The sequence below is a fragment of the Promicromonospora sp. NPDC019610 genome (assembly GCF_044389365.1).
In the GTDB taxonomy this organism is placed as follows: Bacteria; Actinomycetota; Actinomycetes; order Actinomycetales; family Cellulomonadaceae; genus Promicromonospora.
Window position 1 is genome coordinate 759,988 of record NZ_JBIRXX010000002.1, and the last position, 15,184, is coordinate 775,171.

Consider the following 15,184-nt stretch of genomic DNA (forward strand, 5'->3'; position numbering starts at 1 on the left):
TGGTGGCAGGACGCCGTACGGTGAAAGCGTGAGGCCGGACGACGTGCCGATGGTCCCCGTGGAGATCCTCGGCGTTCGACAGCAGCAACGCGATCAGGAGATCGTCGTGCTGCTGCTCGACAGTGCCGCAGACCTGGCGATCCCGATCGTCATCGGCGCGCGCGAGGCCAGCGCCATCGCCATGGCGCAGGCAGGCCTCGCCACACCCCGGCCCATGACCCACGACCTGCTGCGCGACGTCCTGGGCGCCGTCGGGGTGGCGCTCGAACGGGTCGAGATCGTCGCCCTGGAGGGCGGCATCTACTTCGCCGAGCTCGTCCTGAGCAACGGCGTCCACCTCGACTCGCGCGCCTCCGACGCGATCGCCCTGGCCGTGCGCACCGGCAGCCCCGTCCTGTGCTCGGCCGAGATCGTCGCCCTCGCCGGCGTCGAGATCGTCGACGTCGACCAGCAGGCAGAGGTCGAACGGTTCCGCGACTTCCTCGACCACGTCACCCCCGAGGACTTCTCCGGCCCACCCGGCGGAGGGTCCCAGGGAGGTGGGCGGACCGGCTGAAAGGCGGCTGAACCGCGACACGCCGAGACGTTTCACGGCGCGCATCTTTGAAATCACCTTCGACGCGCCATAGCGTGGTCACGACACCCCAGGAGGCACAGTGAACACCAGCGGTGAGAGAGCCACACGCGCTACGGTCCCGCACGGCGCGCAGGGTCTCCTCTTCGGTGAGGACCTGACGGAACAGGACGCCACGACCGGCTACCGAGGCACCACGGCGTGCCACATCGCCGGGATCACCTACCGGCAGCTCGACTACTGGGCGCGCACCGGACTCGTGGAGCCGAGCATCAAGCCCGCCACCGGGTCCGGCACCCACCGGCTGTACAGCTTCCGCGACATCCTCGTGCTCAAGGTGGTCAAGCGCCTCCTCGACACCGGCGTCTCCCTCCAGCAGATCCGCACCGCCGTCACGGCCCTCCGGGAACGCGGCGTCGAGGACCTGGCCCAGATCACCCTGATGTCCGACGGCGCCAGCGTCTACGAGTGCACCTCACCGGACGAGGTCGTCGACCTGGTCGCCGGCGGCCAAGGCGTCTTCGGCATCGCCGTCGGGCGCGTCTGGCGCGAGATCGAGGGCACCCTGGCCGAGATGCCCACCGAGACCCTCGACCCGGGCGAGACCGGCGAGGTCCCCGAGGTCGAGGGCGACGAGCTCGCCCAGCGCAGGGCCGCCCGGTCCGCCGTCTGAACCTCTCGCTGAAGATCCCGACCCACTCCTGACCCTGCCGTCCGGCACGGGGTAGCCACCGCACCCCGACCAGACGGCTCGCTGTTGTCCCTCCCGGATTCCCGCGGCCTGCCGTCCGGCACGGGCGTAGCCTGCGAGCATGCAGCTCACCTTCCACGGACACGCGTGCGTCACCCTCGGCCTGCCTGGTGCTCAGCCCGGTGACACCGGCACGATCGTCATCGACCCGGGCACCTTCGCCGACACCACGACCGCCCTGGCGGGCGCCCGGGCCGTCCTGATCACGCACGACCACTTCGACCACGTCGACGCGCCCGCCGTCGTCACCCACCTCACCGCCGCCCCCGACACCCAGGTGTGGACCACCGGGCCGGCCGCGAGCGCCCTGCGCGAGGCGGGCGCGCCAGCGGACCGGGTGCACGAGGTGACGCCCGGGCAGGTGCTCGACGTGGAGGGTGCGCGGGTGACGGTGGGTGGTGGCGAGCATGCGTTGATCCACCGGGAGATCCCGCGTGCGGTGAACGTGACGTACCTGGTGGAGGTGGACGGCGGGAGCGTGTACCACCCGGGTGACTCGTTCGACGCGCCGGCTGCGCAGCCCGAGGGTGGTCTGGACGTGCTGCTGGTGCCCGTGTCGGCGCCGTGGCTGAAGACGGGGGAGTTCATCGACTTCGCGCGGTCGGTCCCGGCGCGGGTGGCGGTGCCGATCCACGACGTGTTCCTGTCGGAGATCGGGCACGGCGCCGTGGGTCGGTGGTTGGACACGGCGCGGCTCGGCGGGGACTACACGTACACGCGGATGGCGGTGGGGGAGTCGCTGACGGTGTGACGGGCGCTGGGCCACCAGCGGGCTGACTCGGCGGGTGAGCGCAGACCTGGTGGCGGTCAGCGGGCGGATGACGCAACCAGGTCTGCGTTCACTCAGGGGAATGAGACGGGATCCGCAGGTGGTCGCGTCGTCAGTACGACGGTCGGGCCGTACTCGTCGGTGACTTCGCTGACAAATGCGCGGTTCGGGAACTGCCGTTCGGCATGCATCCTCCAGGTTCGCGCCACGTGGTGTGCCAGCTGTTCCAGCGCACGCTCCTCGGGTTCGCCGTCTGGCTCGAAGACATCCCACAGGTGCAAATGGTTCAGCAGCCTTTCGACGGCGACGGGGTCACCTCCAGTGCTTTCCCACCACTGGTCGAAGTTCGCTGGTTCGTAACGGTCCTCGAGAATCACGCAGTCGCGCACCTCCACCATGCGGGGGAAGAGGAGATCCGCGAAGAGCACGGCGCTCGTGACGCTCAGGTTCTGGCTCAGGTACGCGGTCGCGTTCGCAGGTGGTTCGAAGCTGTTGCTCCATTGCTGGAATGCAGGGAGGTCAGTCGCTCGAAGTTCACTCAAAGGCCCATCAGCTCCTCGGGAGTGGCTGGCCGCACCGTCGCGGAGGGTCGGATAAATGTCTCGCCGGTCGTGGGGTTGATGTGGCGCTCGAACTCGACGACGTGCGGTGTTGCGACGCCGGCGTGTGGCTTTCCGGTGACGTCGACCCGCTTGAGTGGAAGGCCGTCTGATCCGTACACCTGGTAATTGGTGACCTTACCGTCGGCCCCACGTCTCGCGAGTATTTCTCCAGCCCCGGCGGAACGAGGGAATCGTCCTGAGACAACGGTGGCCCCGGTGAGCGCGGACCCGCCGTTGTGTGCGGTCGAAGACGCAGCCTTGTCGGTTGTTGCTCTCGGGGTGAAGTTCTTACGACGGAGTGCCAGCCAGGCGGCCGGGTCGGCTATCAGGTCGTCGGCCGTGGTGCGCAGGACGCGGCCCGTGGCGGCGCCCGCGAAATTGCCCGGCAGGAACGTGAGGGCGACGCCGGCGGTGTCGGCGGCGAGCTGGGCTGGTGTGGCCGTGGCGAAGTAGTCGCGCGTGGCCTGGTGGGGGTCGCGGACGAAGGTCGCGATGCCCGCGGACTTGTCCAGGCCCCAGGTCAGGATGCCGGAGATGCCGAGGGCAAGCCCGAGGGAACCGCCGGACAGGACCACCAGGGCCGCGATGCCGGCACCGATGGCGAGCTGGGTGAGCAGGGGCTGGTCGTGCCACCAGTCGGCCAAGGAGTCGAGGATGCCGGCGAGCCAGTCGCCGCTGCCGGGACCTGTGCTCGATCCGATCTCCGGACCGCTGGTGGTGTCAAGGCTGGGGAACTCGAAGTCCGGGTCGAGGGACGGGAAGTCTTCCGGGTCGAACGTCGGCAGGTCGCTGGGCAGCGTCGTCGGAAGATCGGTCGGCATGCCGCTGGGCAGATCGGTCGGCAGGCTGCCGGGCGGGTCCGACGGGAGCGCGGGCAGCTCGCCGGGGCCGGGACCAAGGTCGAAGACGTCGTTGGTCGTGGTCCCGATCTCGCGCGCGGTGGCGGGCGCGGCGGCGAACACGAGCCAGCCCAGCCCGGCGAGGACGGCGACGGAGGCCAGCCGCCGCGCCCAGGGGCGAATGTGTGCGGAGGCGTGCTCGTAGGCAAGCTCGCGCAGTGCGCGCTGGCCGGAGACGAGCGCTGCACCTCGTGCCGCGGCGGCACGGCGCGGCTCCGGGAGCGCCGACTGCGGGAGTACCGGCTGCCCGCCGGACGGTTCCCCGCCTGCCCGCACAGGCCGCCGCGCGAAGCCCGCGAGCGTGTGTGCCAGGTCGCGCGCCACGACCCACACCAGCGCCGTGACGGCGCCGAGCACCGCCTGGACGGCCCTGGGCGCCGTCGGGACGGGCCGGGCGACCCAGTGGGGCGCGGGACGCCCGGTGAGGCCGGCTGCGGGGCGGGTGGCGAGCCGGGCGGCGTCGACCAGGAGGCACACCACGACCAGGGCGAGGAAGAACGCGACCCGGCCGTGCCCGTGGCCCAGGAGCGACCAGGGCACGCGGAGCCACCACGGGATGGTCGTGGTGTGGGGGTCGAGCCAGGCGGGGGTGCCGTCGTCACCAGGCAGGGCGCTGAACAGGTCCAGGCCCGCGTTGTACATCGCGTGGTCGGCGATCGCGGACCACAGGGCCGCTGCGGGCAGCACGGCTAGCGCGAGCCCGGTGCGGCGTCGCCGGGCCTGCCAGGTCGCGAGCGCCAATCCGAACAGGGCGGTGACCAGGGCCGTGATGATGGCGTGGCCGCCGAACTCGGCGGCCGTCGTGGGCGCCAGAAGGGCGTCGTCGGTGTTCATCGTGCTGGGGATCGGCAGGGGGCCGAAGTCCGGCGAGCCACACCAGGGACATGGCCAGGACGACCGTGCGGGTCACCGCCCAGGTGCGTGCGAGCCGGGGGTGCGTCGTCAGCCAGCGGGAGCGGCGCTCGGCGAGGTGCTGCCACCACTCACGTGTCGGGGCCTCGTACTGTGCCGACCCGTCGTGGCCTGCCGACGTCTCGTGCAGCACGTCCTGTCCCGCCGCCGCTGCCATGCCCCGACCCCTCGTCCACCCGCCCCGTGTCCGTGGGAGCACGCTATCGGTGCTGCACGCCGTGGGCGAGGGCTGGCGGACGCCGCGGTGGACTGCGGCGGGCTACGGCACGGCGGCTACAGCAGGGGCCGGAGGGGGATGAGCAGGTACTCGCCGATCTTGGCCAGCGCGCCGCGTTCCTCCCACTGGGCGAGGGTCAGCTCCTGTGCGTTGGACAGGTCCATCGCGAAGACGTCCTCCATGCGGGCGGCCAGGCCGGGGTCGACGATCTCGAGGTTGACCTCGTAGTTGCCGGTGAGGCTGAGGCGGTCGATGTTGGCGGTGCCGATGGTGGTCCAGCGGGCGTCGATGGTGGCGGTCTTGGCGTGGACCATGGCGCCCTGGTACAGGAAGATCCGCACGCCGCCGCGCAGCAGGGAGGCGTACTGGCCGCGGGCGAGCCAATCGGCCACGACGTGGTTGGAGCGGTGGGGCACCAGGACCCGGACGTCGACGCCGCGGGCGGCCGCGGCGAGGAGCGCGGCGTGGATGTCGTGGTCCGGGATGAAGTAGGCCTGGGTGATGTAGACGTGGTGCGTGGCGCGGTCGATCGCGTCGAGGTAGATGCCGCGGATCGGGAACACGAGCTCGGACGGGGCGTTGCGGGCGGCCTTCAGGTGCGGCAGCCAGGTCCCGGAGCCGACGTCGGCCAGGATGGGGTGGCGCGGCTTGCGGTGCCGATTCCAGAAGTCGACGAACGCGTTGCGCAGCTCCCACACCGACGGGCCCTCCAGCCGTACGTGGGTGTCGCGCCACTGCGTGGCGTACAGGGAGCCGATGTTGTACCCGCCGACGAACCCGATCTCGTCGTCGACCACGAGGATCTTGCGGTGGTCGCGCCCGGACTTGCGGATGTTCAGGTAGGTCATGCCGGGGCGCAGCGCGGGGAAGCGCAGCGTGTGGACGCTGGGCGGGAAGCGGTAGAACGAGTAGGGCACCACGAGGTTGGCGAAGCCGTCGTAGATGACGTAGACGTCGACGCCGCGGGCGGCGGCGTCGATCAGCTCCTGCTTGAACTGCTGCCCCACCTCGTCGTTCTTCCAGATGTACGACTCCAGCATCACGGACTTGCGGGCCCCGCGGACGGCGTCGAGCATCGCCTCGTACAGGTCTGCCCCGTAGGTGTAGACCGTGGTGGCCGTCTCGTCGATGTTCTCGGTGAGCGGCTTCTCCGTGGGGAACTTCGACGTGAGCGGGTGGATGCGGCGGCGGACCATGTCGGTGACGGTCAGGGCGAGGGCTGCACCGACCGGGACGGCGGCCGCGACGATCGCCGCGCGGGTCGCGAGCGAGCGGGCACGCTGCATGAAGTCGGACGGGATGTCCAGCGTGAGCTTCGGAAAATTGCCAGGGATCTTACGGGAGGCCACCCGCTCACGGTACCCGGTCGCACGTGCTTGGACCTGGGATATCGAACGGGGCGGGTGCCGGGCAGGTCAGTGGAACGTCGTCGCGTAGTACGACTGGCGGTCCACGGTCTCGACGGTGACGTCCTGCGTGCGCTCCAGGTGGCGGCGCAGGTTGTCGGCGAACCGCATCGAGTCGTCGTTGAACCGCGACACGTCGTAGGCGCACACGACCCGGTGCTCGGCGAGGTGGCCGACGAGGGCGTCGATCATGTCCATGAACGTGCGCGTGGCGCGCCGGCCGGGGTGCGCGAGCGTGAACCCGATGTACCACAGCGCCCCGCGCGCGGCGTGCTCCGGGTAGCGGGCGGCGAAGAACTCGGGGCTGACCCACGGGACGGCGGCGAGGTCGGTCGCGAGCGTCGTCAGCCCGACGGCATCCCCCTGGTCGTCGCGTACGAGGAGCTTGGTCACGCGCGGGTCGGCCATCTCCGCGTCGAACTCCTCCCGGTGCAGCACGTGGCGGGCGGCGGCCCGGGTGCGCAGCGGCTCGAAGGCGTCGAGGTAGAGGGCCCAGAACCGTTCGGCGTCGTCGCCGTCGACGACCTGCTCGAAGGCGACGTCGGCGCTCACGGGCGGTCTCCGGCCGTGGTCTCCTGCCAGCCGGTCTCCTGCCAGCCGGTGCGCCGGAACGTCGCGACGACGACGGCGCACACGGGCAGCGTGACGCAGGTGATGCCCGTGACGCGGTGGCCCTCGGCCCGGTACCGGTCGCCGCGTGTCGCCGAGAGGTCCTCCAGGCTGTGCGTGAGGTCGGCCAGGACCTGCTCGTGGGAGGGGCCCTCGTGCTCGACGAACAGGCCGGCGCCGGTGCCGTCGTCGCGCCGTGACCATGCGACCCCGGCCCAGGCCTCGTGCCCCGGCAGCGACGTGTGCGCCCTCGCGTACACGCAGTACAGGAGGTCGCCGTGATCGCCACGCAGCTGTGCGGGGCCCTCGACCTCCACGACCTGGCTGCCGGCGGGCACGATCGAGCTGAGCCGGACGAGGTTGAAGTCGCTCACGCCCGCCGCCGCCAGTGCGGCGTCGAACGCGGCCAGGGGCGTGCGCCCCGAGCCGCTGCCCGCGCTCACCCGGATCGTCAGCGGCCCGGTACCGGGTTCCGTCAGGGGTCCCGCAAGGGGTCGCGTCATGGGTTCCTCACCGTGGGGTTCTGTCCGGGCCGGCCGACGTCGCCGGCGCGGCCCGCCGCGACGTCCAGGAGATCGAGCACCGAGCGCAGCACGGCGTCGGGCGCCGCACGGCCCTTGGTCAGGAAGACGGTGCGGCCCAGGCGGAGGTCCGCCCGGTCGGACCGGCTGACCTCCGCGCCCGTGTACACCACCAGCGGCACGCGCCGCAGCCGGCCGTCCCGGCGCAGGTCGGCCACGAGCTCGCGCCCGCTGCCGTCGGGCAGCGTGAGGTCGAGGACGACGAGGTCCGGGTCGGCGCCCTGGGCCAGGGCCTCGCGTGCGGCGTCCACGGAGCTGGCGGTCGTGACCACCAGGCCGGCGTTGCGCAGGACGGTCGCCACGACGGTCCGCAGCTCCTCGTGGTCCTCGACCAGCAGGACCCGGCCGTGGTGGGGCTGACGCCGGATGACGTCCCGGACGGTCGCCACGATGCGGTCGGGGTCCACGGGCTTGACGAGCCAGTCGTCCGCGAGCGCCGCGGTCTCCAGGGCGTCGTGGGGGCGGGTGCCGGACAGGACGACGACGGGGACGTCAGCGGTGGCGGCGGACTGGCGCAGCCGGCTGAGGACCTCGGCGCCGCTGGTGCCGGGCATCGCGAGGTCGAGCACGATCGCGGCGGGGTGCTCGTCCTCGACGGCGGCGAGCGCGGCGCGTCCGTCGGTGAGGCCGATGACGTCGTACCCGCGTTCCTCCAGGACGGTGCGCAGGACGTCGACGACGTACTGGTCGTCGTCGACGACGACGACGCGGGTGGCGGCGTCGTCGGCCCGTTCGGGGGGCTGGGCCGCGTGGGGGGTGGCGCGCCACAGGGTGAAGCGGAAGCTGGTGCCGGTGCCCTCGCCCTCGCTGACGGCCCAGAGCCGGCCGCCGTGGCGTTCGACGATGCTGCGGGCGATCGTCAGGCCGAGCCCGGAGCCGCCGCGTTCGCGGGTGTCGGAGGCGTCGACCTGTTCGAAGCGCCGGAAGACCGCTTCGAGCTTGTCGGGCGGGATGCCGCGGCCCTCGTCGTCGACGCGGATCTCGACGAGGTCGCCGACGGGGGCCGCGGTGACGCGGACGGTGCTGCCGGGCGGGGAGAACCGGACGGCGTTGCCGAGGAGGTTGGTCAGGGTCTGCACGATGCGTTCGGGGTCGGCCCGGACGATCTCGGTGGTGCCGGCGGGTTCGAGCGTGATCCCGGCGTCGTCCGCGAGGACGGCGACCTGGTCGACGGCTGCGGCGACGAGGTCGCCGAGCGGGTGCTCGGCCAGCTCGAGCTGGGTGGTGCCGGCTTCGAGTCGTTCGGTGTCCAGGATGTCGTCGACGAGCCGGCCGAGGCGTTCGCTGCTGGTCAGGGCGACGCGGACCATGCGGGCGGCCTGCTCGGGCGAGTCGTCCAGGGCGTCGCTGTCCAGCAGGGAGAGTGCTCCGCGGATGGCGGTCAGCGGGGTGCGCAGCTCGTGGCTGACGACGGACACGAACTCGTCCTTGATCCGTTCCATCTCGCGCCGTTCGGTGACGTCGCGGAAGACGACGACGGCGCCGCGGATGACGTCGTCGTCGCGCAGGGGGCTGGCGGTGACCTCGACGGGGACCTCCTTGCCGTCCAGGCGGAGGTAGACGTCCTGCTCTGCGGTGACGGTGACGCCGTCGCGCAGGGCCTCGGCGATGTAGCAGCGGTCGGCGGGCAGCGGGGTGCCGTCCTTGCCGGGTGCGTGGAACGTGGCGTGGGCGTCGCGTCCGACGAGGTCGCTCGCGGGGGCGCCGAGGGTGTAGGCGGCCGCGGCGTTGACGAACGTGACGTGGCCGTCCGGGTCGACGCCGTAGATGCCGTCGGCGACCGACTCGAGGGTGCGTTCCCGTTCGCTCGCGAGGGATCGCAGCTGGGTGGTGCGTTCCTGGACGCGGCGTTCGAGGCCGTGGCGCAGCGACTCGTTGTCCACGACGACGAGGATCTGGCGGGCGACGACCGCGACCAGGACGGCGACCCAGAGCGCGTTCGCGACCGCGGGGAGCGTCTGGTTGCCGGACTGGATGACGCGCACCAGGGCCGCGGCGAGGAACAGGCAGAACGTCACGACGGTGCCGAGCACGGGTGTGCCGTGCTCGGCACGGTCGACGACGGGGCTGCCGGACGCGGCGGGGTGGCGGGCGGCGAGCGCGATCGCGATGTAGCCGCCGGCCCAGGCGGCGTCGACGGGGCTGCCGAAGGTGAAGCCGCCCGCGGCGGACAGCAGCGCGAACGCGACGTCGGCGACGGCGTAGAGCACGAACCCACCCCCGACGAGCACGAGCGGCACGCGTTCGGCGATGTTCGAGCGGGTCATGACCTGGACGGCGAGGGTGGCGAGCAGGGCGTCGACGACGGGCAGGGCGTAGGCGGTGAGGGCGGGCTCCGCGTACGGGGTGTCGGCCTGCAGGGCGACGGCGAAGAGCGCGATGTAGAGCACGGAGCCGCCGACGACGATGCTGTCCAGCAGCATGCGCACGAGCTCCTGGCCGCGCGGGCGGACGGCGGGGAAGAGCGAGAGGCCGACGACGCCGAGCAGCAGGGCCGCGATGTAGGCGGCGTCGCCGGTCTCGGGGTCGCCGACAAGCCCCGAGTAGACGTTGCCGGCCAGGCCGACGACCCCACCGAGGGAGAGCAGGAACCAGGCCCGCCGTCGCCGGCCGGTGGACCGGGCCGCGCGCTGTGCGCAGCTGATCGCCGCGGCGACCCCGGCGGCGGCGATCGCCGCCATGGCGATCTGCTCGCGCGTGGACTGGTCCAGGGGGCTCAGGAGCGCGAGGACGAGCAGCACCACTGCGGTGCCGGAGACCCAGCACCAGCGCAGAAATCTGTCTCGTGACTGCGCAGCACCGCGCTGCGACACCATGAGCCAGACACTAATTCACCCGTGCCGGGGCTGCAGGTCAGCGGCGCCAGCCGAGGAGCCCCGCGATCTGGTCGGGCAGCGTGAGCGGGTCGAACGGCTTGGCGAGCACACCGGCGACACCGAGGTCGTCGTACTGCCGCCGCTCCACGGGCTGCACCTTGGCGGTCAGCAGGATCACCGGCACGCTACGGGTGCGAGGGTCGTCCTGCAGCCGCGCGAACGTCGTCGGTCCGTCCATCGTGGGCATCATGACGTCCAGCAGGACGGCGTCCGGCGGGTCCGTGCCGCACAGGGTGATGGCCTGCTCCCCGTTGCGGGCCACGCGCACCTGCCACCCGGCGACCACCTCCAGTCCGGTGCGCACGACCTCGCGGATCGCCTCGTCGTCGTCGACGACCAGGATCCGGCGGGTCACCGGGCCGCCGCCGGGGCGGCCGTGCCGGACGTCCTCGGGTCGAGTGTGCTCACCGTGCGCTCCTGCAGCGTTCGTCCGTGTGCCGTGGTCCCTCTCGCGGCTCTCATCGTGCCACGGTTGGTGACCTCGCACCGAGGTCCCGCGTCACTCGATCGCGGCCGCCAGGGGGTGGGACCGGATGGCGGCGGCCAGCTCGCCCTCGATGCGGTCGAGGTAGACGCCGGTGGTGGCGATCGACGCATGCCCGAGCAGCTCCGCGACGACCTTCACGTCCCACCCGTCCGCCACCAGCAGGGTCGCCGTGGTGTGCCGCAGGGCGTGCGGCGTGGCCTCCCGCCGGTAGGGCGCCGGCATACGACGCACGGCACGGGCCAGCAGGGCGCGGATGGCCTGCGTGTCGATACGCCGTCCACGCCACGACAGCAGGAGCGCCCGCTGCGCGTCCGCGTCCTGCGGGCGCTTCGCGGCCAGGGCGGGCCGCAGGTTCGTCAGGTAGTCCTCCAGGGCGCGCGCCAGAGGCGGGGACAGCGTCACCGTGCGGGTGCTGCCACCCTTGCCGCGGATGCGCCACGTCGTGCGCTCCGGCTCCCGGGCGACGTCGTCGACATCGGTGCGCGCCAGCTCCGAGACCCGCGGACCCAGGACCAGCAGGAGCGCGACCACGAGCCGGTCACGCAGCGCGAGGTCCTGGTCCGTGCGCACGGGTGTGTCCGACGGCGGCGTGGTCAGCAGGCTCCGCGCCGCGCTCGCGGACAGCGCCGTGCGCGCGGTGCGCAGGGTGCCGCGCACCTTCGCCGGCGGCGCCGCCCACTGCATCGGGTCGGCCTGCACCCAGCACTCCCGCGCGGCGTAGGCGAAGAACCGGGTGACCGACTGCCGGAACCGGTTGACCGTCGCCGTGCTGCGACCCGGCCCCGCCTTGCGGTCCGGGTCGGTGTACCGGGCGTCGGGCGCGGACTGGTACCGCACCAGCACCGTGTCGACGTCGGCACCCGTCACGTCGTCCAGGATGCGCTCACGGCCCGTCAGCCGCCCGAACTCCGTCACGTCACGCGTGTAGCTGCGCGCCGTGGCAGGGGACAGGACACCACGGATCGTCTCGACCTCGACCGCCGCCAGGTAACGGCGTGCGGCTTCGTCGACAGTGATGCGCTCGAGGCGCGGAGGAGCGACCATGACCGCCACCCTAAGCGGGACCACTGACACTCCCGATATGCCGGAATATGCCGCTGACCTGCGACGGGACCTCGACCCCGGCATCCGCCCGGGAGCGGCGACACCCGACGACGCAGGTTTGCGCACACGCGGCTTCGCCCACCGACGAATGTGCTTGCGCCCACCCGGCGCGCCCCGTTACCTGGACCAAGGGACACGCCCAGGACGGAGAGACCCGTGAACAGCACAGCACCCTTCCGCTTCGGCGTCGTCGCCTCGCCGGCACCCACCGGTGCCGCCTGGCTCGACCACGCACGACACATCGAGCGCCTCGGCTTCGACACCCTCGTGCTGCCCGACAGCATCGCCCACGGCCTGTCCGTGCTGCCCATGCTCGCCGCGGCCGCCACCGCGACCACCCACCTGCACCTGGGCACCTACGTCCTGGCCAACGACTTCCGCCACCCCGTGCTCGTCGCCAAGGACGCCATGACCGTCGCCGTCCTGTCCGACGGCCGCTTCGAGCTCGGCATCGGCGCCGGACACCCCGGCACCGGACCCGACAACGCCATGCTCGGCCGACCCTTCGACAAGCCCGGCGTCCGCGTGACCCGCCTCGCCGAGTCCGTCGACATCATCCGCCGCCTGCTCGACGGCGAGACCGTCACCACCACCGGCGAGCACTACACCACCACCGACGCCACCGTGACCCCGTACGGCACGAAGCCGCCCCACGTGCCGCTTCTGATCGGCGCCGGCGGAACCCGCATGCTCACCCTCGCCGGCAGGCACGCCGACGCCGTCGCCCTCGGCATCCCGCTCGACGCCGACGCGGACACCGCGGCCGCACTCATCGACCACCTGCGCGACGCCGCACGCCCCGGCCCCGCACCCCTGGAGCTGAACGTCAACCTCATGGCCGTCGGCGACGCCGTACCCCGCTACCTCGCCGACCGCATCGACCCGACGGCGCTCGCGGCCTCCGGGGCGGTCTCGGTGGTGAGCGGCTCGCCCCAGGACATGGCCGACCAGCTCCGCGACCGCCGCGAGCGCCTCGGCATCTCCTACCTGGTGGTCTCCGAGGAGCTGGTCGACGCGTTCACCCCGGTGCTGCGGATCCTCGCGGGGGAGTGAGGGGGCGTCGGGGTGTCGGTCCCGCGTGGTTGAATCCGCTCGTGCGAGCGATCCTCTTCGACGAGTTCCAGGGCCCCACCTCCGTCCGGGAGGTCCCCGACGTGAGCGCGCCCGACGGCGGCGTCGTCGTCCGCGTGCACGCCACCGGGCTGTGCCTGAGCGACTGGCACGCCTGGGCCGGGCACGACCCCGACATCCCTGCCCTGCCGCACGTGCCCGGGCACGAGCTGGCGGGCACCGTGGCGCAGGTGGGCGCCGGCGTCACCCGGTGGCGCGAGGGGGACCGCGTCACGGTGCCGTTCGTGAGCGGCTGCGGCACCTGCGAGTGGTGCCGCAGCGGCCAGGCGCAGGTGTGTCCCGTCCAGACCCAGCCCGGCTTCACGCACTGGGGGTCGTACGCAGAGCTCGTCGTGCTCCACGCCGCCGACGCCAACCTCGTCGCCATCCCCGAGGGCGTCACGTTCGAGGCGGCCGCGAGCCTCGGCTGCCGGTTCGCCACCGCCTACCGGGCCGTGGCCGGCCGCGCCCGGGTCCGGGCAGGGGAGTGGGTGGTGGTCGTCGGCGCGGGCGGCGTCGGGCTCAGCGCCGTCATGATCGCGGTGGCCCGTGGGGCGCACGTCATCGCCGTCGACCGGTCCGAGGGTGCGCTGGAGGCCGCCCGCCGTGCCGGTGCCGAGCGCGCCGTGCTGGCCGACGGCCTCGACGTCCCCGCCGCCGTCCACCAGCTGACCGACGGCGGCGCCCACGTCGCGCTCGACGCCGTCGGCAGCGAGCAGACGTGCGCCGACGCGATCCTCAGCCTGCGCCGACGCGGCCGCCACGTCCAGGTCGGGCTCTTCCCGCCCGTCGACGGCGGACCGCGCGTACCGATGGGCCGCGTCATCGGCTGGGAGCTCGACGTGCTCGGCAGCCACGGCATGGCCGCCGTCGACTACCCGGAGATGCTCGACCTCGTCGGCTCCGGCGCGCTCCGGCCCCAGGACCTGCTCGACCGTGTCGTGGGCATGGCGGAGGCGGCCGCGCTGGTGCCGACGATGGACACCGCGCCTCGCGCCGGGATGGTGGTGCTCGACCCGCGGCGGGCGTGAGGACGGCGCTCGGGGGTCGGGCGGCTCGCGGGGCTCTGCTCTCGGGCCCCGCTCGCGGGGCTTCGGGTCAGGTGGCCCAGCGCAGGAGCGCGTCGAGCGGGGCCGGCACCCGGTCCAGGGGGAGTGTCTCGGCGAGGCGCCGTCCGTAGCGTTCCTTGCGGCCACCCTTGGAGCCGATGAAGCGGTGCAGCTGCTGGGCGGTGGTGCGCTCGCGCTGTGCGGGCTGGCCCCGCAGCCGCTCGAAGCTGCGCAGCTCGCCCTCCGCCTCGATCAGGGCCAGGAACCCGTCGGTGCCGACCGCCCGCATGAGCTCGTCCTCGAGGTCCCGCTCGCAGCGGAAGAAGCCGTGGTCGGACAGGGGAGTGGTGTCGGCCTCCGGACGGAGCCCGACGCGGTCCAGGCCCTTGATCACGAAGCGTTCCTCGGCAGCGTCGTACAGGCCGCCCACACGGAAGGCGCGGACGGCGTCCTGTGGGCTGATGCCCGGCAGGCCGGGCGGCTGACCGGGTGCTCGACCAGATGGCTGACCTGGCAACTGACCAGACGCCTGCTCGGAAGCCTGCTCGGAAGCCGGGCGCTCACCGGACAGGGCGACGAGGTGGTGGCCGATGTTGGTGATCCCGCCCATGGCGACGACCTGCACGCCGAGGTCGGCGAGGGGGAGGCCCAGCCGTGCGGCGAGGGCCTCGACGGCGACGCGGTCGCTCTCACCCTCCACGAGGACGGCGGTGCTCGTGGAGGCGGCGAGTATCCCGGCGAGGTTCATCGTCTCGGAGCGTATGCCCGCGGTGCGGGGCGGCGCCGCGGAAAATCGGTCCTGGTATCGTGATGATCCTGTTTGATGGTGAAAGACAGTTGTGTTGCTCTATACACAATGCTTTAAGTTTCTTGGGTGGTCGTGCTGGGTGTTGGGTAGGGGGTGGGGCCGCATGGGTGAGCCGAGGAGCGCGACCGCGCAGACGCTCGAGCAGTCGAGCCGACATCTGCACGCGGTTCCGCCCGCGCGACGGTGACCGGTTCGGCGGTGACCGGTTCGGCGGTGACCGGTTCGGCGGTGAAGAGTTCGCAGGCGGCGGCTCGGTGACCGGTTCGCGGCCGGCAGCGTGGTGATCAACCGTTCGGACAAGCGGCGGCGCGGTGTGGCCCCGTCGTCCGATCACCTTTGAGGCCCGGCTTTCTTCGCTTTGAGCCGAGTCAAAGCGAAGAAAGCCGGGCCTCAAAGGTGATGGACTGGCCTGGCCGTCTGAGGGTCGGCG

The 15,184-nt window shown here is 72.4% G+C and carries 14 protein-coding genes; 5 read left to right on the plus strand and 9 right to left on the minus strand.

All coding sequences use genetic code 11. The annotated features are described in order from the left end of the window. Positions 1 to 49: 49 nt before the first annotated feature. The 3 genes from ACH45N_RS15055 (at position 50) to ACH45N_RS15065 (ending at position 2,076) form a co-directional block, all read left to right on the plus strand. Positions 50 to 556, plus strand: a complete 507-nt coding sequence (locus tag ACH45N_RS15055; RefSeq protein ID WP_377229424.1) for a bifunctional nuclease family protein — start codon at positions 50 to 52, stop codon at positions 554 to 556. A gap of 100 nt (positions 557 to 656) precedes the next feature. Continuing rightward, positions 657 to 1,247, plus strand: coding sequence for a MerR family transcriptional regulator (locus ACH45N_RS15060; RefSeq protein WP_377229417.1), 591 nt, complete (start codon positions 657 to 659; stop codon positions 1,245 to 1,247). Positions 1,248 to 1,386: 139 nt separating this feature from the next. Next, complete coding sequence (locus ACH45N_RS15065) at positions 1,387 to 2,076, plus strand: MBL fold metallo-hydrolase (protein ID WP_397395187.1); 690 nt, start codon at positions 1,387 to 1,389, stop codon at positions 2,074 to 2,076. 92 nt (positions 2,077 to 2,168) lie between these two features. On the opposite strand, the gene ACH45N_RS15070 is transcribed toward ACH45N_RS15065, so the two are convergent. From ACH45N_RS15070 to ACH45N_RS15105, 8 genes are all read right to left on the minus strand, one after another. Further along, the gene (locus ACH45N_RS15070) at positions 2,169 to 2,636 is read right to left on the minus strand and encodes a hypothetical protein (RefSeq protein ID WP_397395189.1); all 468 of its coding nucleotides are present in this window, start codon (positions 2,634 to 2,636) and stop codon (positions 2,169 to 2,171) included. Beyond that, on the minus strand, positions 2,633 to 4,429 hold the full coding sequence (locus tag ACH45N_RS15075; protein ID WP_397395191.1) for a polymorphic toxin type 24 domain-containing protein: 1,797 nt from the start codon (positions 4,427 to 4,429) through the stop codon (positions 2,633 to 2,635). The genes ACH45N_RS15070 and ACH45N_RS15075 overlap by 4 nt, the downstream gene beginning before the upstream one ends. Positions 4,430 to 4,780: 351 nt before the next feature. Next, the gene (locus ACH45N_RS15080) at positions 4,781 to 6,010 is read right to left on the minus strand and encodes a phosphatidylserine/phosphatidylglycerophosphate/cardiolipin synthase family protein (protein ID WP_397397465.1); all 1,230 of its coding nucleotides are present in this window, start codon (positions 6,008 to 6,010) and stop codon (positions 4,781 to 4,783) included. Between the two features lie 129 nt (positions 6,011 to 6,139). Next, complete coding sequence (locus ACH45N_RS15085; protein ID WP_397395193.1) at positions 6,140 to 6,682, minus strand: hypothetical protein; 543 nt, start codon at positions 6,680 to 6,682, stop codon at positions 6,140 to 6,142. Then, positions 6,679 to 7,242, minus strand: coding sequence for a pyruvoyl-dependent arginine decarboxylase (locus ACH45N_RS15090; protein WP_397395195.1), 564 nt, complete (start codon positions 7,240 to 7,242; stop codon positions 6,679 to 6,681). The genes ACH45N_RS15085 and ACH45N_RS15090 overlap by 4 nt, the downstream gene beginning before the upstream one ends. Next, positions 7,239 to 10,136: a response regulator gene (locus ACH45N_RS15095; RefSeq protein ID WP_397395197.1), complete on the minus strand. Its 2,898-nt coding sequence runs from the start codon at positions 10,134 to 10,136 to the stop codon at positions 7,239 to 7,241. Before ACH45N_RS15095 ends, ACH45N_RS15090 begins: the two co-directional genes overlap by 4 nt. 37 nt (positions 10,137 to 10,173) lie before the next feature. Beyond that, complete coding sequence (locus tag ACH45N_RS15100) at positions 10,174 to 10,551, minus strand: response regulator (protein ID WP_397395199.1); 378 nt, start codon at positions 10,549 to 10,551, stop codon at positions 10,174 to 10,176. A 144-nt stretch (positions 10,552 to 10,695) separates the two neighbouring features. Beyond that, on the minus strand, positions 10,696 to 11,727 hold the full coding sequence (locus ACH45N_RS15105; RefSeq protein WP_397395201.1) for a tyrosine-type recombinase/integrase: 1,032 nt from the start codon (positions 11,725 to 11,727) through the stop codon (positions 10,696 to 10,698). 216 nt (positions 11,728 to 11,943) lie between these two features. Here ACH45N_RS15105 and ACH45N_RS15110 point away from each other — a divergent pair, with 216 nt between their 5' ends. Together ACH45N_RS15110 and ACH45N_RS15115 are read left to right on the plus strand one after the other, a co-directional pair. After that, positions 11,944 to 12,840, plus strand: a complete 897-nt coding sequence (locus ACH45N_RS15110) for a TIGR03621 family F420-dependent LLM class oxidoreductase (RefSeq protein ID WP_397395203.1) — start codon at positions 11,944 to 11,946, stop codon at positions 12,838 to 12,840. A 41-nt stretch (positions 12,841 to 12,881) separates the two neighbouring features. Further along, complete coding sequence (locus ACH45N_RS15115; protein ID WP_397395205.1) at positions 12,882 to 13,928, plus strand: alcohol dehydrogenase catalytic domain-containing protein; 1,047 nt, start codon at positions 12,882 to 12,884, stop codon at positions 13,926 to 13,928. A 67-nt stretch (positions 13,929 to 13,995) separates the two neighbouring features. Here the strand turns inward: ACH45N_RS15115 and ACH45N_RS15120 are convergent, their stop codons facing one another. Then, positions 13,996 to 14,694 carry a TOPRIM nucleotidyl transferase/hydrolase domain-containing protein gene (locus tag ACH45N_RS15120; RefSeq protein ID WP_397395207.1) on the minus strand — a complete coding sequence of 233 codons (699 nt, stop codon included), beginning with the start codon at positions 14,692 to 14,694 and terminating at the stop codon, positions 13,996 to 13,998. Positions 14,695 to 15,184 lie beyond the last annotated feature (490 nt).